Genomic DNA, 20,037 nt, shown 5'->3' with positions numbered 1-20,037 from the left:
TTATATCTTTGTTATTGCATTTTGCAACAACAAAGATAATCACAAATTTTAATACAATGGAAAATCAAACAAACACAAGGCAACTTCTTGAAACTTATTACAAGGGATTTGCAGCAAAAGCCAATTGGGAAAGTACATTAGCCGACGATTTCGAATATACCGGCGGTGATATGACCAACACAACTCCAGTTATTGGAAAGCAGGCTTATATTGAAATTATAAAGCGGTTTTCACAACGTTTTGAAGCCATGAGAGTGAAACAAATGGTAATTGAAGATGATAAAGCCAGTGTCATCGGAAATTATGATTTCCAATTTCCGAACGGTGCTAAAATTAATGGTAATGTTTCTGAAAACTGGATCGTGAAAAATGGGAAATTACAATCTCTAACCCTGTATTTTGATACCTTAACTTTTATGGAGAATATGAAGCCATAAACCATCCGGCTTTCATGGATATTTTATATCAAAATAAAGAACCATTCTATTTTCAGGAGTGGTTTTTTGTTATATTTATCGTTGTTAAAAAAAGAGACCAATGAATGTAAAATTTGATACGTTGATCCTGTATGTTCAGAACATTCCATTGATAAAAAAATTTTATACTGAAAATTTTAATCTCCCTGTGATTGAGGAAGACGCCAGCTGGCTGCTCCTTAATGCAGGATCGGTCCAAATCGGATTTCATAAAATCGGAGACCGCTATCTGGAAAAAATTAATGCCGGTTATCAATTCGATAATAATACAAAGATCGTTTTTGAAATTGATACAGACATCGAACAGGCAAGAGATGAGTTCGTATCGAAAAATATCCTGATGAGAGAAATTAAAACCTTTGAAAATTATGATTATTGGTTATGTGACGGAACTGATCCTGAAGGAAATGTATTCCAGCTAAAGTCTAAAAAGTAATTACACAACCTCTTTAAATTCTCCGCTTTCATGAAAACAATAATCATCATGTGCTGTCTTGTTGTACTGTGGGTTTATATGTATTATCCGGTTTTTGACAGTGAAGGGATATCATATTTTATCATTTTTTCCTGTTTTACAGTTCTTTGTTTTTCCATTGCTAAAATATATTCTTCTGACACTAAAACAGATTATGAATCAATTGAAAAGGAAACCGACAGATTAGAGAAATTAGATGGGAATTTTAAATACACTGCGGATGGTTTTTACCATAAGCACAAAAATCTGCCAGAATTTATCCGATGGGATGAAATTGTTTCTGTCTATTCATTCAGCATCCCTTTATTTGACGACAGACAGGCAGGCCTCGAAATCATAACCGACAAAAATCAGTATGAATTCGATCAGGAAATACCCGGAATCACAAAACTGACGCACATGCTCGAGCAAAACCTTCCGGATTGGGATTCAAATGCACCGACTCTTAGGATCAATAATTACGGGCTTGAAAAAGCAAAGCTATACGAACGGAAGATATAGTTGTAAAATGAGAAATAATAACATCACATGGATAAATATATCCCGGCATCTTTGATCACCTGATTTTCACGTATATTTATCAAAGCATCATCCATCACAAAATGTACTATGAAAAATATTGTAGCAGTATCAGTTATTTTATTAATGCTATCCTGTGAAAGCAAGGAAGCAAAAAAAGAAAGGATTTTTAAAGAGTTCCAGGAAGAGGCAAAGGCCATGAAGAAGAATCAGATTGATCTGTTTGTGGGTGCAAAGCCCATACCTTTTTCAGCTAAAACGATCAGTGGGACTTCTTTTAATTCACGGGATTACCAGGGGAAAAACCTTGTTATTTTTATTTACGATAAATCTTATCTGAAAAAGAGCGAATCCTATGATATGGCGGAAGAATTTAATGCTTTATACAATAAATACAATAAAGAAGCTCATTTTATTGGTATTGTAGAAGGGTTTGTGGAAAATGAAAAAGAGTTTAAAGATTACCTGGCCCACTCGAATGTTCTTTTTGAACAAATTGACAATACAAAGTCGTACAATAAATCTGAGAAATTAAATTATAATGTATTTTGCAATCCGGCAAAAGTACTTATTGGCATAGATGGCAAAGTCCTCCATTCTTCATGCGGAGGAGGAAATATTTCGGCTATTGCCCAAAAACTTGACAGCATAAAAGCCAATAAGAAATAAGCTCATTGATGAACCACTAAAACAAAAAGATGGAAAACACAAATTACGAAAGGGTTTACAACATGTCGTTCGCCGGGGTTTATCCTCACTATATTACCAAAGCAGAAAAGAAAGGGCGGACAAAAGAAGAAGTACATGAAATTATTTTTTGGCTGACGGGCTATACTGAAAAAGATCTTCAGGAAATAATTAAGAATAAAACTAATTTCAGGGATTTTTTCGAACAAGCCCCACAAATTAATCCCAATGTTTCTTTGATAAAAGGAGTTATTTGCGGATACCGTGTGGAAGACATTGAAGATGACCTCATGCGGAAAATCCGTTATCTCGACGAGCTGATTGATGAGCTCGCCAAGGGAAAAGCAATGGACAAAATTTTAAGAAAATAATTATCTTAAAAGTCTTAACTCCACTTTAAGCTACTATAAAATTTTAATCTCTCCATAAAATAATCTACATTTGCATTATAATTAAATGAATATTCATTTAATTATAATAAGCTGAAAATAAATAAAATGAGAAACAGGGATCTTACTAAAGAAAATACAATTAAACAAAAAGCAATAGAAATTATTGTACAAGATGGATTGGACGGCTTTACAATTAATAAACTCGCAAAAGCATGCAACATTTCTGTGGGAACACCTTATGTATATTATAAAGATAAAGATGATCTCATTGTAAAATTGGTTATTGAGGAAGGAAACAAAATGGAAACCCTCATCAATGAAGGATTCGATCCTAAATCCAGTCTGGAAGAAGGATTGCGCGTACAGTGGGCAAACAGATACAACTATGCTATTAAAAACCCTTTGCTCCTACCCTTCTTTGAGCAAATCAATAATTCTCATTACAGTCAGCAATTTGCTCAAATGTTTAATGAGAAACCGGGAATGTTTATGAGTGAATTTAAAAATAACCTTTTGAACTTTATTTCAAATACGATACATCGGGGAGAGATTGATGATACCCCATTTGAAATTTATTGGTCAATTGCATTTGCTCCTCTGTATAATTTACTACGTTTTCATCAACAGGGAAAAAGCATCAGCGGATTACCTTTTGCCCTCACAGATGAAATGGTATGGACAACCTTTCATAAAGTGTGTAAAGCTTTAAAAAAATAATTAAATCAAATAATAAATACAATGACACATTCATTTTTAATGATAGGTCAGTCTAATATGGCCGGACGTGGATTCCTAAAAGATGTACCTCCAATCCTTGATGAAAAAATTAAAATGCTAAGAAATGGGAGGTGGCAAATGATGGCAGAACCTATCAATTTTGACAGACCAACTTCAGGAATCAGCCTGGCTACAACATTTGCTTCATCATGGCGGTTATTCCATAATCAAGAAGATGATATCGGATTGATTCCTTGTGCTGATGGCGGAACAAGCCTGGATGACTGGTCAGTGGAGGGAGCATTATTTCAAAATGCTATTTCTCAAGCTAAAACGGCACAAAAAATCAGCACATTAAGTGGCATTCTTTGGCATCAGGGGGAAAGTGACAGTCATGGACAAAAATACAGGTCATATACCGAAAAATTAAGCTACATCATAAATACTTTGAGAGAAGAGCTTAATACTCCGGAAATTCCATTGATCGTTGGAGGATTAGGGAGCTTTTTAACGGAAGGTATATATGGACAATACTTTAGTGAATACAGTAGGATTAATGAGGCTTTAGTTCAGTATGCGAAAGATAACGAGCATGCCTATTTTGTATCTGCAGAAGGTTTAACAGGTAATCCGGACAATATCCACTTTGATGCTGTTTCTCAAAGAAAATTGGGCATCAGATATTTTAAAGCCTTTCAGCAAAAAAACAATATTATAGGAATATTGTCTGATGAAGAGCAGATAATGAACAAGATTCACAATCGTCCATTAACAAAAAATGAAAAATACGAATTGCTTCAATATGATTTTGCGATGGGATTGGTGAGTGCGGATGAATTTCAGGTACAATTTGCCCAGCTTAAGTAACATTACTTTTTAGCTATCATAAAAATGGAACCGGTTTTTTAACCGGTTTTTCAATTTGAAAAAATCCAATCAGTATTTTACTTATTTTTAGTGCTTAATTATACAGTAAAAAAACACCATAACAATAAAACAATAATTATGAGCTTAAAAACATTAGTCACGAAAAGTGTTCAGTACAACAACTGGGTGGTGAACAAATATATTGACTGGCTTTCTACCAAATCGGATGAACAGCTTAATCAGGAAACGATTTCCAGTTTCCCTACCATCCTGAAGACCCTGCATCATATCTGGCAAACTCAGGAATATTGGTGGAGCCATATCAATGAAAATAATGACTTTGATTTCGCTAAAATTTCCAACACCAATACTAAAGATGAAGTTTTCAGTGCAATCAAAAATAACTCTCAGAAACTTGTAGATTATGTAGAAAGCCTATCCGAAGAGGATTTAGCAAAAAATGTAAAAATAGAGTCTCAATGGTTTCAATGTGATTTCTCTAAATATGAGTATATCCAGCATGCTGTTATCCACGGAACTTATCATAGAGGACAGATTGTAACCATGGGAAGAAATATCGGGATCACAGACGCCCCCATGACAGATTATAATTACTGGAATATTTATAAAGATCAGCAATAATTTCAACCTTAGCAAATTTAAAATTATTATGTCATTCAATTTAAATAAAGCAACAGAAATTCTTGAACGTACCCCCGATGTTTTAACATCATTACTGGAGGGATTAAGTGATGAATGGATCTATACCAACGAAGGAGAAGAAACATGGAGCCCTTTTGATATAATCGGCCACTTGATCCACGGAGAAAAAACAGATTGGATGATCCGGGCAGAAATAACCCTATCTGACGGACCGGAGAAAACTTTTACTCCGTTTGACAGATTTGCACAGTTTGAAGAGAGCAAAGGCAAAACACTATCCCAATTACTGACAGAGTTCCGTGATCTGAGAAAGAAAAACCTCATCATTTTACAATCTAAGAATATAACTGATGAAGATCTTGACAAAACCGGAATTCACCCGGCATTTGGTGATACAACTTTAAGACAGCTGTTATCAACATGGGTTGCTCATGATCTTGGCCATATTGCACAAATATCAAGGGTAATGGCAAAACAATACAAGTATGACGTTGGCCCATGGAGAAACTATCTGCCTATATTGGACCGGTAGTATTAGATAATATTTGGGAATATTCCCATTAATTAAGCCTAATTATAATTCGGTGGATTATGAGATTATTAATAGTTTTACTGTATGCCTCTTGCATGCTTGTTTCATGTAGAAAATCTACCTCTGCGGTAAAGATTGCGGATATTTCTGACATCAGGGCCGGAATAGAAGTTTATCAGAGCTTATCAGATCAAACGGATAATATGGTCTCTATAGATCTCTATGACAAAAAAGGGAAACAGATAGTCAATGATTCCATTAATATATGGGTGAATGCTAAAAAAGCAGATTACAAAATTGTGCAGCAACTATATTACAGCAAAAACTATTATTACCGTATAGAAAAAGTGTCTCCTGACAATAGCCGTTATAATCTGGAAATTCAATTACCCAACGGAAAAAAATACAATCTGGGAAGTGGATCAGCCCTAGCACTGAGCAATCCGGATAATATTATTTGCAACAGGACAGCATCGCTTAATAAAGACTATTTCATGGAATGGTCGGATCTGTATGATGTCAATACATTATATATATCCAAAAGTGTTCAGGTAGAAAATAAGCAGGAACCTACTATCACTACATTTCTAGAAGAACCCTCTGATACCATTACCATTAAACCGGCAGGAAGCTATCTCATTAAAAAAGAAAAGCTTCGTCAGCCGCATGGAAAATTAAGAATGTTAATATTTAAATTTACCGCTACAAAAAGAGGAAATACCAATCCTGGACTTCTTAAGGGAAGTACTTTTATTATTAATGGAAATCATCAGAAAGTTGTTGACTTCAAATAAAATTTATAAAATCACAAACCCATAATATGGAAAAATATGCATCATCATCGGATGGACAAAAAATTCATTACAAAGAAACAGGCACCGGAGATACAGCCTTAATCCTGGTTCACGGATGGCTGGGAAATGCGGAATGGTGGGAAAACCAGAAGGAATATTTTAAAAATAAATACCGTATTGTTCAGATGGACCTTGCAGGCCATGGAAAATCTGACAAATCCAGAAAAAACTGGTCGAGTGAGCAATATGCTGAAGATATTAAAGCCGTTGCCAGCCAGATCGATTCAAAAGATATTATATTGGTTGGCCACTCCATGTCGGGAGCCTATGTTCTGGAAGCTGCCCTGAAAATTCCCAATTTAAAGTCAGTGATTTTGGTGGATACCATAAAAAACCTGGACGAAACTTTCCCAATGGAACAGGTGGAAGAGGTTTTATTTGTTCATTACAGGAATGATTTTAAAAATGCGGTCGAAAATATTCTTCCCCAATTCCTTTTTGTGGAAAAAACTCCGGATACAGTAAAGGAAAGAGTACAAAAAGAATTTCTTCAGAATACGGGAGAGATGGCAATAGAACTGCTCATTCCCTTATACAAAACCGATTTCCGGAAAGCCGCATCGCAGATTAAAGTGCCCGTAAGAGCAATCAACTCCGATGCTTCACCTACAAATGCTGATGCCAACCGCCAATACTTACAGGATTTCGATTATGTAAATATAAGTGAGGTAGGCCACTACCCTATGCTTGAAAAGCCTCAGGAATTTAATATACTCTTGGAAAATATATTGGAACAAACAAACTGAGCATCAAAATTAATACTAAAAGATCACTAACAATCCATTCAAATAAAGTCTTGAATGGATTGTAATTTTAGAACACAGAACGCGCTACAGAAAACAAGTTCTACCCTATGAAAATACATTTTTAAGCATTCTTTAATTAACAATCGAAAAGTAGTAGCATTCCCTTATAGGATGATCTGTCCCAAAAAAATATCTTTTCCATTCAAAAAGACCGATTTATACAATTTTCAATGTCCTCTATGAAATAATTTTGTTTCATAATACCATACTTTATTATGAAGCTTTTTATTTTATATCTCTACATCATGATCGGAAGCGGAATATTATTTGTCAACCTTTACAATTCCCTTGTCGATGCCCCGAACTGGGGTAGAAACATTCCCGATTCCCTTGAAACGGCAAAAAATTATTTTCAGCAGAAAACACCGGCAGACTTCTTTAAAATAACAGGACCTCTCCACCACTTCATCGGATTAGCGGTGATCATTTTTTTGTGGAATCCATATCCTCAGACTCGGGGGTATATAATTTCGGCATTCATCCTTTTTGTTCTTGCTGATGTATTTACAGTACTGTATTTCTTTCCTAGAAATGATATTCTTTTCGGACAAAAACCCGTCGATCCCAAAATTGCTTTGCAAACGTGGAAAGAATGGAGCCACATGAATTGGATCCGTTCATTGATACTTCTTTCCGGAGTTGTAATTGCGTGCATTTCTCTATATAAAATATACCGGTAAAACATCCTGATACTCTTAATTAATTTCAAAAATCATTTCCCATTTCAAAAAACTTCCCGAAATTAGCAGCCTGTGCGTTAAATACTAACTAATGAATTAAAAAAACAAGTAAACAAGACATACAGTAAAACTTAGCATAAGTTTTCTTCGGGGCAGGGTGAAATTCCCTACCGGCGGTTATAGTCCGCGACTCCTTTTTCATTAAAGGACTGATTTGGTGAAATTCCAAAACCGACAGTTAAAGTCTGGATGGGAGAAGAAAATGAAACGATCAATAAGCTTGCCTTATGGACTTATTGGTGCGTATTTCATTTCCATGTACCGAAGTGTATTTTAACTTTTAAAGTAAAATAACATGGAAAAATTATTAGAAAAATTCGGAGTTTCCTCCAGAGAACGTGTAGAAAATGCACTTTTAAAATTACAACAGGGCAAAGGCATCCTTCTTGTGGATGACGAGAATCGCGAAAACGAAGGCGATATCATCTTCCCTGCCTCTACCATTACAGAACAGGATATGGCACTTTTGATCCGCGAATGCAGCGGCATTGTTTGTTTATGCATTTCGGAAGAAAAAAGCAAGCATCTTAATCTGCGCCCGATGGTAGAGACCAACAACAGTAAAAATCAAACCGCATTTACCATTTCCATTGAAGCAAAAGAAGGAGTGGAATCCGGTGTTTCTGCAAAGGATCGGGTAACCACGATCAGAACTGCCATAGCAGAAAATGCTTTGGCGGACCATATTGCAAGCCCGGGACACGTCTTTCCTCTTGTTGCCAAAAAAGGAGGCGTCTTTGAAAGAAGGGGTCATACGGAAGGAAGTGTTGATCTGGTAAAGATGGCAAATCTTGGGGATGATGCGGTTCTTTGTGAACTCACCAATGAAGACGGCTCTATGGCAAGACTACCCGAAATTGTAGATTTCGCTGAAAAAAAAGGAATGAGTGTAGTCACTATTGAAGACATTCATGCTTATCGCAGAATGATCGCGCAAAATTAAAACAGAAAATATTTAACGTACAGAAAACAGCTCCGGATTCTCCGGAGCTGTTCTTATGATAAAAATATGCATGATTAAAAAGTAGCCGCAGGAGCTGTAGAATTATTAAGTTTTTTCTGCATATCCGTTTTCTTTCCTTTTGAGAAATCATAGCTGAAGCCCAGAACAAACATCGACTTATTATTCATAATCTGGCTGTTTCGTGAATAGTTGACCACGCTTTCAGGAAGGCTTTTTGTCTTGTATTCCGAAGGCATTCCTATCCAGTACAATCCTGTAGAGAATGTCCAGTCTTTGTGTTTATAATTGACGAAAACATGATTCGCATTCTCATTGGTATTGAGAAATGCACCACTAAGTAAATACACAGGAATATTGACCTGATATTGTAGTGAGAATGATTTGTACTCCGAAGATAATTCCAGATTATTGGCGATATAATTATTTTTGATCAATGCGCCCTTGCTCGTTCTTACGGTTTCAGATGAAGGAGCAACCATAGCTTTGATCACAAGAAGATTATTCCCAAAAGGCTTATAGGACCCCGTAAGCTGTAGTCCATACTGTTTCGAGCTTTTTGCATTTTCGTAGGTAAGGGCATACCCTCCAAAAGTATCATCCATCACATAAAACTGGTTGATCGTACGTCGGGTATCTGAATAAAATAAATTAGCATTAAAATCAAAATACTTATTGTTCAGTGAATAGATCAGGTTATTTCCCCATGTCAGCTGTGACTTAAGAAATGGATTTCCTTTTTGCACAATGTTCGGTGCCATCTGAACCACATTACTACTCAATGCAGCACTCCATGGACTCTTTGGTTTATAGCTGCTTGTAAAACGAAGACTCTGATTTCCTTTCAGCTGATATCCTAAAATAACTTTTGGAGTAATAGACCATTCATCAAAAGTAGTTTCAGCACTTTTATTATGAATGTTGGTAAGGCCTGCACCAACACGGTATGTAAACTTTTCAATTTTACCGGAAAATTCTGTGTAGAAGTATTGCTCTAAATAATTCACTTTGTACTGTGAAAATCCTGCAAGGTTTTGGAGATCATTGGAGATAGAGGTGTTCGAGATACGATACCCTGAAGAAAGTTTTCCACCTTCAAAATCATGAGTATGGGCAATCTCTCCAACAAAACCCGTCTGTTTAGCTGTAAGATTCATATCATTATCAAAAACTGAACTCCCTGAAGAGGTGATCCATTCCTTTGTAAATTCTGAAGTATCTGTGGTAAAATGGGAACCCACGACATTCAAACTTAATTCATCTTTTTTACTCAGTTTTTTTGAAAAGTAAAGATCAAGTGTCGGTGTTACGTAATCCGTCCCTCCCCTTTTCATCATGGTATGCCCTTCCGTAACATCATCTTTTGTGAAAGTACTTTCTCCCTTACCATTCACGAAAGTATGAAGGATATCCATATTCAGTTTTGCCTGAAATGAATAATTATCAGGTACCATACGGGTATACCTTAAAGCAATATTTTGAGAGGTATATCCAAAATGATCTTTCTTCTTTTCATCGGAAAGATAATGTGAATTATCAAGCTGATAGTCATAGATACTGCGTACTCTCCGGTTGTCATAATCTCTTAAATTCATGGAATATTCCAAACCGAAATTATTTTTACCTTTTGTAAAATTGGCATATGCTGATCCATTTACGAATCCTGTATTCAATGCTGTCATTACATCGGTTCCAAAAACATATCCTGTCTCTGTAGACCGGGTAATCACATTAATAACCGTATCCGCTCTTGTTGCCCACCTTGCGGGTGGAATATCATAGTATTCAACTTTTACTACTTCACTTGGGGCTATACTCCGGATCTGCATATCCGTAGCTTCAATTCCATTAATAAGAAATAAAGAAGTTCCTCCTTTCGTACTTTTCAAAGTATTCGAAACAGGATCCAACTGTAATTCCGGTAATGTCTTTAATAGGTCCTTTGCGTAACGGGCCTTTTCTAACGCTGCTTTATCAAAAGTATATACTGCTTTGTCTGCAAACTGTTTTTTACGTTGGGACTTTATAATCACCTCCTGGATTTCTGCCGTCTTTGTTTGATCAATAGTATCGCTTTTGATGTTTTCCTGCGAAAACACAAAAACTCCACAAAGAAAAAGGGCGGCACATACTGTTTTTTTCATGTCAGAAATTGAATAATATAAAATAGGACAAGCAGAATCTTATATGTATTACATGGTATACGGATTCAAGTCATCAATAAATTCCTAACTAACTTTATATAAATAGTTTATTTTTCATTTAATTATTCATTTCTATACACTATTGCCCATTTTTTGCTGCTATTATTATAAACTCCATTATTAAATTTAGAATCATGAAAAAATATCTCCTGCTTATCCTCCCTTTTCTTTTTTCGAAAGTCTGTTCACAGGAAATCACTCCTGATTCTGCAGAAAAAATGAATATCATTAAAACCAATGTTACAGCATATGCATTCAGGAACATTAATTTGTCATATGAAAGAGCCTTCAATCAGTGGTTCTCTGTGAATGTAGGATTTGGAACAATGCCTGAAGGAAAGGTTCCGTTCATTAATGCATTTTTAAAAGATAAAGATGAAGAGCGGTTTCAGAATTTAAGGATTAAAGCAACTAATTTTACTGTAGAGCCTCGTTTCTATTTAGGAGCAGGATACGGAAAAGGCTTTTACGTAGCCCCGTATTACAGATATTCAAAAGTAAGTTCTAATACTTTTGATTTCTATTATGATTTTAAACCCACCAATGGAGTTACTTATCAGATTCCATTGAAAGGATCAGGAGATACCAATGGTAATAGTGGTGGATTAATGGTCGGGGTACAATTCTTTCTTACCAAAAGCCAAAATCTTGTTTTAGATCTCTGGATTGCCGGTGCACATTATGGTAGTGGAAAAGGTGACTTTACGCTTACAAGTGATTATCTGCTGACCCCTGAAATGCAACAACAGCTAAAAAAAGAGATCGAAAATCTGGACATCCCGTTTGTAAAATATACCGTAGAAACCAATCCCAATGGAGCCCGGATAAAAGTAGATGGTCCCTGGGCAGGCTTCAGAAGCGGATTATCATTAGGATATCGTTTTTAAAACCTGGATACATAAAAAATGATTGATCAGGTAGTGTTCTGGAAATTAGAACACTTTTTTTATATCTTTAAGCCCTAATAATGTATTTCGGATTATAATTTTATGAAAATCCTTATCATCGAAGACCATAAAGATCTTGCTTCCAACATCACAGATTATCTTAAAAAAGAAGACTATGTTTGTGAAGTGGCGACTAATGCAAAAGAAGCCTTAGAAAAAATTGAGCTTTTCGAATATGATTGCATCCTACTTGATCTGATGCTTCCGGATGGAAATGGATTGGAAATCCTGAAACATATTAAAAATGATGCTCCGGAATCCAGCATCATCATTGTATCCGCCAAAGACTCCCTGGATACCAAACTGACAGGTTTGGATGAAGGAGCCGATGATTATATGACCAAACCTTTCTCATTACCGGAACTGCATTCCAGAATAAAAGCCGTGCTCAGGAGAAAAACACCGGAAACCAACCGCATCTTAAGTTTCAATGAATTTACTATTGATCTGGAATCAAAAGAATGTAAAGTGAATGAGCGACTGCTGAATCTCACCAAAAAAGAACTCAACCTGCTGATCTATTTTATTAATAATCAAAACAGAATGCTTTCCAAACAGGCTATAGCAAGTCACCTGTGGGGAGATTATACTTATAGTGTGGATAATATAGATTTTGTATACCAGCATTTGAAAAATCTGCGAAAAAAGATTATTGACGGAGGAGGCAAAGATTATCTGCAGACTGTTTATGGGTTGGGTTATAAATGGATTGATAAATGAATTTAAGCTTTCGTTTTGCCAGAGCATTTACTATCCTGGTTTTCTTTGTCCTTACCACAGGCTTTACGATTTTGTATTTTGCCTTTGAAAGGGCAACGATGCGTTCAGCGATCCTCAAACTTGAAGATCTTAATGCTTATGTGGCTAATAAGTTGGCACAAGATTCCACATACGATTATCTTACCATACACCACAGACAAACCCAGGTTAAGATCCTACCTTCCGATTACAAGAATACCAAAGAAAAAATTATTGAAGAAAAGTACATCTGGAATAAAAGTGTACAGTCTTACATCAATAAAATTACCGTTATAACCTACCCTGTCATTCATAAAAAAAGATATGCCATAACCAGCGTAAGATACATCACCATCATTGAAAACCATTTTCTGATAAGCATTATTATGGTGGTTGCCTGGATCATGGTGTTTCTTATTATTCTTACGATCATTGTTGGGGTCCTGGTTTCAAAGAAGATTCTTGAACCGTTCTATCATGCCATAGAAGAGATCAAAAAATTCAGTCTTAAGAATAACAGGCCTATGAGCCTTATGAAAACAGAGACCGAGGAATTTAAATCCTTAAACAGGTTTTTGCTAAAAATGTCCGAGAGTTCAAAAAAGGACTATCATTTATTAGAAGAACTTTCGGAAAACACTTCCCACGAGCTCCAAACTCCACTGGCTTCCATTAAAGGAAAGATCGAGTTACTGATGGATAGCGATCTCTCAGAAAAACAACTGCTTACTCTTTCATCAATGAACGATGAACTGGACAGGCTCTCTTCTATTAATCAATCCCTTATTCTATTAGCTAAGCTGGAGCATTTTGAAAAAAGCGAATCGAATCATATCAACTTTTCAGAGCTGCTTAGTGAACGACTTCAGTATTTCGAGGATATCTTTGAAATTCAGAACCTATCATTAACCAGAAATATCCGGGAAGAGGTTTACCTTAATTTCGATGAGAATTTGGCTATTATTGTGATCAATAACCTCATCAATAACGCAAAAAGGCATAATATCGAAAATGGAAAGATCACAGTAACTCTTACCGAAGATTACTTTGAGATTTCCAATACAGGAAATCCTCCAACTATTCCTGCAGAAGAATTGTTCAAAAGATTCAAGCGCGGAAACCCTGATCAAAACTCAATTGGGATCGGTTTGGCACTCGTGAAGAAGATTTTGGAGATTTATGATACTGAAATTACTTATCATTTTGAAAACAATTTTCACACTTTCAAGATCAATTTCATAAAATAAAAGATTGAAATTCAAAAACATAACAACAAATATTCAATTCTGATCAAAACTTCAGAAAAACTTCAGAATTTATGTATTGTTTAGGTGCAAATAATAGCATCAATGAAAAAACTTTTCATCATTTTCGGCCTGGCTGCCTTACAATTACTATACAGCCAGGATACTGCAAAGGTCAGTACAAATCCTGAAGAAGTTATATCAGAAAAAAATCCTTTAGATATCGGAGAGCTTAAAATCAACCTGAATCCCAAAGGAGACAAATGGCTGAAATTCGGTATTTCCAGTCAGATCTGGCTGCGAAGTATTGATAATAATCCGGGAACTCTCGTGAATGGCGTTCCCCAGCAGCAAACATATGATGCAGGAATCCGAAGAATGAGGCTAACTATTCAGAGTCAGATTACACCATTTTATTCAGTTTTTCTACAAATGGGAATTAATAACCAGTCTTTTATTTCCGGAGGAGGATCGGGAACAGGAAATAATGGAGCCGGAAAGAAAGCCCCTTTTTTCTTTCATGATGCTTATAATGAGCTGGCTATTATACCACGAAATGATTTTCAGACCGGAAAACCCAATAAAAACAATTTGTATCTGGGTGCCGGGCTTCACTCCTGGAATGGCGTAAGCAGATTGACTAATGCAAGTACTACAAAAATGCTTGCCGGTGACATCCCTGTTTTCAATTTTCCGGCCATCGAAATTGCAGATCAGTTTTCAAGACAGTTCGGTATTTTTGTACATGGAGAATTTGATCGGTTAAATTACAGATTTAGTGTCAACAAGCCTTTTGCTACTAATCTGAAGCCCGTTGTAGGAGGACCAGCTGTAGATAATAACCAAAGCGGAAAGCTATCTTACTCAGGTTATGCATTCTATCAGTTTTTCAATAAAGAAACAACGGTAACTTCTTTTCTACCGGGTAATAATCTGGCTGCCAGAAAAGTTTTGAATATCGGAACGGGTTTTTACAGTACTAAAGATGCAACACAATCTCAACCCTCAGAAAATGTTTTCGAGTCTCATGCTGCCAATGTCTTCGGAGCAGATATCTACTCGGAGCTGCCCTTAGGAAATAAAAGTAAGGAAATGGGACTGACCTTGTATTCTGTATTCTATAATTATAATTACGGACCCAACTATTTAAGAGTAAGCGGACTCCTGAATCCAGGAACTCCTGATCCACAATTCACAGGGCAAAAAGCACTGGAAGGTGCCGGAAACAACAGGATTTTGATGGGTACGGGAAATATCTGGTTTTCACAGGTAGGATTTGTTCTTCCTAAATTCAGTAAAATACTGAAGGTTCAGCCTTTCTTCAATTATGCTTTAAAGGACATGAAAGCATTAAATCAGAATGGCAGCTATTATGACGTGGGAGCAAATTTTTACTTGTACGGCCAAAATGCCAGAATTGTTGTACAATACAGCAGCAGACCACTCTATGATCTCGTTTCCAAAACAATTTTTGACAGAAAAGGAGAATTTTTACTATCACTTCAGATTATACTTTAAAAATTTAATATATTACCCCTATGAATACTACTCAAATTACAACAGCCCAAAGGATTAAAGCCATTGTGGGTGGTTCTATCGGAAATCTAGTGGAATGGTACGATTGGTATGCTTATGCTGCCTTTGCCATCTATTTTTCCAATTCATTTTTTCCTGATTCGGATCTTAATGCACAACTGATGAATACTGCCGGAATATTTGCAGTTGGTTTCCTGATGAGACCTATCGGCGGATGGTTATTCGGAAGTATTGCAGATAAAATAGGGAGAAAAAGAGCGATGACCCTTTCAGTTTTACTAATGTCATTCGGATCTTTACTTATTGCCCTTACGCCTACTTATGAAACTATAGGAATTCTGGCTCCGATCCTTCTTTTAATTGCAAGGCTACTGCAGGGATTGAGTGTAGGTGGAGAATATGGTGTTTCAGCCACCTATCTCAGTGAAATGGCGACAGAAGACAGAAGAGGGTTTTATTCAAGCTTTCAATATGTAACCCTGATCGGAGGGCAGTTAATTGCATTGGGGATCCAGTTGGTTTTACAAAAGGTACTTCTTACAGAGGCACAACTTGAAGACTGGGGCTGGAGGATTCCTTTTATCATCGGTGCAGCCCTTTCCGTTATTGCATTATATCTGAGGGCTAACCTTCATGAAACGGAAGCTTTTGAAAACAAAAAGGAAATGAGCGAGAAGAAAAAAGGAACTATAAAAGAATTGCTTAAACATCCTAAAGCCCTTCTCACCGTAGTAGGTTTAACATTAGGCGGAACGTTGGCTTTTTACACCTATACCACTTATATGCAGAAATTTTTAGTAAATACGGTTCATCTGACAAAAGAACAGTCTACCCTTATCTCTTTCGTATCATTATTTATTTTTGCCTGTCTTCAACCTGTTTTTGGTGGATTATCAGACAGAATAGGAAGAAGACCTTTGCTTCTGGGATTTGGAGTTTTAGGAACTCTTTGCACAGTACCTTTGCTTACAGCATTAAGCACGACGACCTCAATGTGGGGAGCCTTCTTTTTAATTATGGCAGCATTGATTATTGTAAGTGGATATACTTCCATTAATGCAGTTGTTAAGGCAGAACTTTTCCCATCGGAAGTAAGAGCACTTGGTGTCGGCTTACCTTATGCTTTAACAGTCGCCATTTTTGGAGGTACGGCGGAATATATTGCCCTTTGGCTTAAGCAGGCCGATATGGAACCTTATTTCTATTGGTATATTACAGCATGTATCTTCTTTTCACTGATTGTTTATGCCAGAATGAAAGATACCAAAGAAACATCAGCATTAAATAAGGATTAAAAAATATACTGACCCTGAATGAAACGCGCCGCAGAAATCTGCGGCGCGTCTTTATTTTAGCTATAAGCTTGTCTGAATTTCACAATAAGATCATCCAGATTATGACGCTGTACATAAATTGTTTTCACCTCTTCATATCTTGGCGATTTGTAGAAAACCTCATGAAAGTCCATGCTTCCGTTTCCTACTTTTACTACTTTCTTTACTTCAATATTCAATTTTCTTAGCTCGTCCTTCAGAACTTGAAATTCATCTTGTATATTATTCATTGGTATTTTGGATTTAATTAAAAAAACTACGATTTTATCTCCAACACCCCTATCATTATAAGGGGCAATTATAAATATTTATTAAATTTAGTGAATTTTCGAATACAAACAACAGGCTTCACAAAATTTTTATTAATTTCTATAGTCTGCAAAAACCGTACCTATTATAATAAGTAATGCATAATATTTTTAAAAAAACAACCGATAACCTCCACAAAATGAGGACTAACCGGAAATTCAAGGGTTTAATCTGATTTCTTTCAATTTAAAATACCCTTTATTAAAGGGATATTGCGGGAATTATTCATAAGATTTAAAATTATTTTAAAAATTTTGTAACATTTTTTTCAGGCCTGTATCTAAAAGGTAAATTAACCATTAAATCTTAAATGAAATGAAAAAATTGACATTCCTTGCCGTGATATTATTATTTTTAGCTCTATGTGCTAATGTGTTCGGACAAACAAAATCCTATCCTTTTGAAGTTAAAAAATCAGGAAGTGGGAAACAAGCCCTGATTTTGATCCCCGGTTTTGCCTCTTCCGGAGATGTATGGAATGAAACGACCCTAAAGTTTGATAAGAATTTTACATGCTATACTTTAACAATGGCAGGATTCGCAGGTGCAAAGCCTCAGCCCGGCGCCAGCTTTAAAAACTGGGAAAACAAAATTGCAGAATTCATCAGTGACCAGAGAATTGAAAAGCCTGTTATCATAGGGCACAGTATGGGTGGAGGCCTTGCCCTCGCTCTGGCTGCAGATCATCCACAATTAGTGGGTAAGATTATCGTTGTAGATGCTTTGCCCTGCTTATCGGCATTAATGAATCCTTCTTTTACATCTAAGGAAAACAATGATTGCTCTGCTACCATCAATAAAATGACAGCCATGACAGATGATCAATTTCGTCAGATGCAGCTGAAATCTATCCCCCAGCTTTTGGCGGATACTTCCATGCAGGAAACTGTGATCGGATGGAGTCAGCAATCAGACCGTAAGACTTTTGCAGAAATGTATTGTGATTTCTCGAATACTGACCTCCGGGAAAAAATAAAAAATGTACAATGCCCTTCACTTATATTATTAGAGTCTTATTTTACTAATTTTAAACCAGCCATGGAAGATCAATATAAAAATATGAAAAATGCAAATTTACAATATGCTACTAAAGGTTTACACTTCATCATGTATGATGATAAGGAATGGTATTTCAACCAGTTGAATAACTTCTTATCTGCAAAATAATGGTATTTGAGGAAATCTACGAAGTATACTGGCAAAAAATATTCCGCCTGTGTATGGGATATGTAAACAATTCCGAATGGGCACAGGACATTGCACAAGAAACATTTATCATTGTATGGCAGCAACTTCCTAAATTCAGAAATGAATCTTCTGTGGGAACCTGGATTTTCAGGATCGCCTCCAATAATTGCCTGCGACAGATTGAAAGGGAGAAAAGATTCACAAAAGCTGATTTACCGGGTAATTTAGAGGAAAAGAAACAGGAATCCATGGAATCTGAGATACAACTTCTTTATAAATTCATCTCCGAATTGCCGGAAACAGACCGTATTATTATTTCTTTAGAACTGGAAGAATTAAAACAGGCCGAAATAGCCAGTATCGTGGGATTATCAGAATCCAATGTCAGGGTAAAAATCCACAGAATAAAAGAAAAATTAACTCAAAAATTCAGGGAACATGGAACCTACTAATATAGATTTTAAAAATATCTGGCAACAACAAAAAGTAAACAAACCCGATCTTAAAGATCTGCTTGCTAAACTGGAGTCCTATAAAAGCAAAAATCTGAAAAAACTTATATTGACCAATGTAATGTTACTTTTAACCAGTGTATTTATAAGTCTGATATGGTATCATTATCAACCTCAGCTACTCAGCACAAAAATCGGAATCGTACTGATTATTCTGGCAATGGTAATTTTCCTGTTTGCTTACAACAGACTGTTAACATTCTTTTATAAAACCAACACCGACCAATCCAACAGTGAATATTTGCATAGCCTGTATGTTTTGAAAAGCAAACAGGGTTTTGTACAAACGTTCATGACCAATCTTTACTTCACTATGTTATTGGCAGGAATCAGTCTCTACATGTATGAATACACTTCAAGGATGACAACATTTATGGCTGTTTTTGCGTATTCATTAACTTTTATTTGGATTGCCTTTAACTGGTTTTACATAAGACCTAAAACCATAAGGAAAGAACAGTCAAAACTCCATGAGCTTATTAAAAAATTCGAAGAAATCAACAAACAGCTGGTTGAATAAAAATAAATCAATTAAAATATTTTCTTTCATCAGGTCTTTTGTAATTTAGCCCTGCTAAAAACAACACTCCTTATGGATTTGTCAAAGAATAAAAATCACTGGGATATAGTATACGAGACAAAAAGCCCTGATCAGGTAAGCTGGACGCAGGAAAAACCTGAAATATCACTGGATTTCATTGCATCATTTGACTTAAAAAAAGACGCTAAAATAATAGATATTGGCGGAGGTGAAAGTCATCTTGTAGATATTTTGATTGACAAAGGATATCAGGATATCACGGTGCTGGACATTTCTGCGAATGCATTGGAAAAGACAAAAAAGCGTTTAGGAAAGAAATCCGAAAAAGTGAAATTTATTGTTACGGACATTACTAAATTCGAACCTGAATTCCAATATGATCTTTGGCACGACAGGGCCACATTTCATTTTTTAACCGAAGAAGAACAAATCTCCAGCTATCTGAATATTGCAGGGAAAAGCATAAAAGGATTTATGGTGTTAGGAACTTTTTCAAAAAACGGACCTACAAAATGCAGTGGTCTGGAGATTAAGCAATACGATGAGGAGTCCATGGAAAAGCAGTTTGCCAATCATTTCGAAAAGATACAGTGTATTTCATCAGATCATACAACTCCTTTTGACACGATTCAAAATTTCACATTCTGTAGTTTTAAAAAAAAGATCCCCTATTGAAATACTTAATAGACCCCGATCGTCTTTTTTGCTAATTTGAAGTAAGCCTATTAAAATGAAAAATTTCCTCACTGTCTTTCTTATATGCATATTTTGTTTATTTTCTGCACAAGACACCAT

General features: G+C 35.9%; 24 protein-coding genes and 1 riboswitch. Of the genes, 22 read left to right on the top strand and 2 right to left on the bottom strand.

Going from position 1 to position 20,037, the window contains the following annotated elements; all coding sequences use genetic code 11:
- The first annotated feature begins 56 nt into the window (after nucleotides 1-56).
- From AAEU33_RS08065 to ribB, 13 genes are all read left to right on the top strand, one after another.
- Nucleotides 57-437 (top strand): nuclear transport factor 2 family protein, encoded by a 381-nt coding sequence (locus AAEU33_RS08065; protein ID WP_345991919.1) that lies wholly within the window; start codon nucleotides 57-59, stop codon nucleotides 435-437.
- A 100-nt stretch (nucleotides 438-537) separates the two neighbouring features.
- Entirely contained in the window at nucleotides 538-912 is a 375-nt protein-coding gene (locus tag AAEU33_RS08060) for a VOC family protein (protein WP_172280557.1), read from the top strand.
- Nucleotides 913-942: 30 nt separating this feature from the next.
- Complete coding sequence (locus AAEU33_RS08055) at nucleotides 943-1,452, top strand: hypothetical protein (protein ID WP_345991917.1); 510 nt, start codon at nucleotides 943-945, stop codon at nucleotides 1,450-1,452.
- A gap of 108 nt (nucleotides 1,453-1,560) precedes the next feature.
- A complete protein-coding gene (locus AAEU33_RS08050) occupies nucleotides 1,561-2,139 on the top strand; it encodes an AhpC/TSA family protein (protein WP_345991915.1) in 579 nt (192 codons plus the stop codon).
- A 29-nt stretch (nucleotides 2,140-2,168) separates the two neighbouring features.
- Nucleotides 2,169-2,528 (top strand): DUF2200 domain-containing protein, encoded by a 360-nt coding sequence (locus AAEU33_RS08045; RefSeq protein WP_345991913.1) that lies wholly within the window; start codon nucleotides 2,169-2,171, stop codon nucleotides 2,526-2,528.
- A 126-nt stretch (nucleotides 2,529-2,654) separates the two neighbouring features.
- Nucleotides 2,655-3,266: a TetR/AcrR family transcriptional regulator gene (locus AAEU33_RS08040; protein WP_345991912.1), complete on the top strand. Its 612-nt coding sequence runs from the start codon at nucleotides 2,655-2,657 to the stop codon at nucleotides 3,264-3,266.
- Nucleotides 3,267-3,287: 21 nt separating this feature from the next.
- Complete coding sequence (locus AAEU33_RS08035) at nucleotides 3,288-4,133, top strand: sialate O-acetylesterase (protein ID WP_345991910.1); 846 nt, start codon at nucleotides 3,288-3,290, stop codon at nucleotides 4,131-4,133.
- Between the two features lie 138 nt (nucleotides 4,134-4,271).
- On the top strand, nucleotides 4,272-4,775 hold the full coding sequence (locus AAEU33_RS08030; RefSeq protein WP_273649515.1) for a DinB family protein: 504 nt from the start codon (nucleotides 4,272-4,274) through the stop codon (nucleotides 4,773-4,775).
- A gap of 28 nt (nucleotides 4,776-4,803) precedes the next feature.
- Nucleotides 4,804-5,328, top strand: a complete 525-nt coding sequence (locus AAEU33_RS08025; RefSeq protein ID WP_345991907.1) for a DinB family protein — start codon at nucleotides 4,804-4,806, stop codon at nucleotides 5,326-5,328.
- Nucleotides 5,329-5,387: 59 nt separating this feature from the next.
- The gene (locus AAEU33_RS08020; RefSeq protein WP_345991905.1) at nucleotides 5,388-6,122 is read left to right on the top strand and encodes a hypothetical protein; all 735 of its coding nucleotides are present in this window, start codon (nucleotides 5,388-5,390) and stop codon (nucleotides 6,120-6,122) included.
- A gap of 26 nt (nucleotides 6,123-6,148) precedes the next feature.
- Nucleotides 6,149-6,928 carry an alpha/beta hydrolase gene (locus AAEU33_RS08015; RefSeq protein WP_345991903.1) on the top strand — a complete coding sequence of 260 codons (780 nt, stop codon included), beginning with the start codon at nucleotides 6,149-6,151 and terminating at the stop codon, nucleotides 6,926-6,928.
- 275 nt (nucleotides 6,929-7,203) lie between these two features.
- Nucleotides 7,204-7,668, top strand: a complete 465-nt coding sequence (locus AAEU33_RS08010; RefSeq protein ID WP_345991901.1) for a DUF1772 domain-containing protein — start codon at nucleotides 7,204-7,206, stop codon at nucleotides 7,666-7,668.
- Between the two features lie 139 nt (nucleotides 7,669-7,807).
- Nucleotides 7,808-7,933: riboswitch (FMN riboswitch) on the top strand.
- A 90-nt stretch (nucleotides 7,934-8,023) separates the two neighbouring features.
- A complete protein-coding gene (gene ribB, locus AAEU33_RS08005; protein ID WP_172280579.1) occupies nucleotides 8,024-8,671 on the top strand; it encodes a 3,4-dihydroxy-2-butanone-4-phosphate synthase in 648 nt (215 codons plus the stop codon).
- Between the two features lie 74 nt (nucleotides 8,672-8,745).
- On the opposite strand, the gene AAEU33_RS08000 is transcribed toward ribB, so the two are convergent.
- Nucleotides 8,746-10,833 carry an outer membrane beta-barrel protein gene (locus AAEU33_RS08000; protein WP_345991899.1) on the bottom strand — a complete coding sequence of 696 codons (2,088 nt, stop codon included), beginning with the start codon at nucleotides 10,831-10,833 and terminating at the stop codon, nucleotides 8,746-8,748.
- 194 nt (nucleotides 10,834-11,027) lie between these two features.
- Here AAEU33_RS08000 and AAEU33_RS07995 point away from each other — a divergent pair, with 194 nt between their 5' ends.
- The 5 genes from AAEU33_RS07995 to AAEU33_RS07975 all read left to right on the top strand — a co-directional run bounded on the left by AAEU33_RS07995 (nucleotide 11,028) and on the right by AAEU33_RS07975 (nucleotide 16,653).
- Nucleotides 11,028-11,780 (top strand): DUF3575 domain-containing protein, encoded by a 753-nt coding sequence (locus AAEU33_RS07995; RefSeq protein ID WP_345991897.1) that lies wholly within the window; start codon nucleotides 11,028-11,030, stop codon nucleotides 11,778-11,780.
- Nucleotides 11,781-11,882: 102 nt separating this feature from the next.
- On the top strand, nucleotides 11,883-12,560 hold the full coding sequence (locus AAEU33_RS07990) for a response regulator transcription factor (protein ID WP_172280585.1): 678 nt from the start codon (nucleotides 11,883-11,885) through the stop codon (nucleotides 12,558-12,560).
- Entirely contained in the window at nucleotides 12,557-13,825 is a 1,269-nt protein-coding gene (locus AAEU33_RS07985) for a HAMP domain-containing sensor histidine kinase (protein WP_345991895.1), read from the top strand. Before AAEU33_RS07990 ends, AAEU33_RS07985 begins: the two co-directional genes overlap by 4 nt.
- 102 nt (nucleotides 13,826-13,927) lie before the next feature.
- Nucleotides 13,928-15,340 (top strand): porin, encoded by a 1,413-nt coding sequence (locus tag AAEU33_RS07980; RefSeq protein ID WP_345991893.1) that lies wholly within the window; start codon nucleotides 13,928-13,930, stop codon nucleotides 15,338-15,340.
- A gap of 20 nt (nucleotides 15,341-15,360) precedes the next feature.
- Nucleotides 15,361-16,653, top strand: coding sequence for an MFS transporter (locus AAEU33_RS07975; protein WP_172280590.1), 1,293 nt, complete (start codon nucleotides 15,361-15,363; stop codon nucleotides 16,651-16,653).
- A gap of 56 nt (nucleotides 16,654-16,709) precedes the next feature.
- Here AAEU33_RS07975 and AAEU33_RS07970 read toward each other — a convergent pair whose 3' ends face one another.
- The gene (locus tag AAEU33_RS07970) at nucleotides 16,710-16,922 is read right to left on the bottom strand and encodes a hypothetical protein (protein WP_089027820.1); all 213 of its coding nucleotides are present in this window, start codon (nucleotides 16,920-16,922) and stop codon (nucleotides 16,710-16,712) included.
- A gap of 394 nt (nucleotides 16,923-17,316) precedes the next feature.
- Here AAEU33_RS07970 and AAEU33_RS07965 point away from each other — a divergent pair, with 394 nt between their 5' ends.
- From AAEU33_RS07965 to AAEU33_RS07950, 4 genes are all read left to right on the top strand, one after another.
- Entirely contained in the window at nucleotides 17,317-18,168 is an 852-nt protein-coding gene (locus tag AAEU33_RS07965; protein ID WP_345991890.1) for an alpha/beta hydrolase, read from the top strand.
- On the top strand, nucleotides 18,168-18,641 hold the full coding sequence (locus AAEU33_RS07960; protein WP_172280594.1) for an RNA polymerase sigma factor: 474 nt from the start codon (nucleotides 18,168-18,170) through the stop codon (nucleotides 18,639-18,641). Before AAEU33_RS07965 ends, AAEU33_RS07960 begins: the two co-directional genes overlap by 1 nt.
- Complete coding sequence (locus AAEU33_RS07955; protein WP_345991887.1) at nucleotides 18,628-19,221, top strand: hypothetical protein; 594 nt, start codon at nucleotides 18,628-18,630, stop codon at nucleotides 19,219-19,221. The genes AAEU33_RS07960 and AAEU33_RS07955 overlap by 14 nt, the downstream gene beginning before the upstream one ends.
- A gap of 72 nt (nucleotides 19,222-19,293) precedes the next feature.
- Nucleotides 19,294-19,917, top strand: coding sequence for a class I SAM-dependent methyltransferase (locus AAEU33_RS07950; RefSeq protein ID WP_345991885.1), 624 nt, complete (start codon nucleotides 19,294-19,296; stop codon nucleotides 19,915-19,917).
- Nucleotides 19,918-20,037 lie beyond the last annotated feature (120 nt).

Source organism: Chryseobacterium sp. Chry.R1, from assembly GCF_039645525.1.
Lineage (GTDB): Bacteria > Bacteroidota > Bacteroidia > Flavobacteriales > Weeksellaceae > Chryseobacterium > Chryseobacterium proteolyticum.
This window is presented reverse-complemented; position numbering and strand designations above follow the sequence as displayed.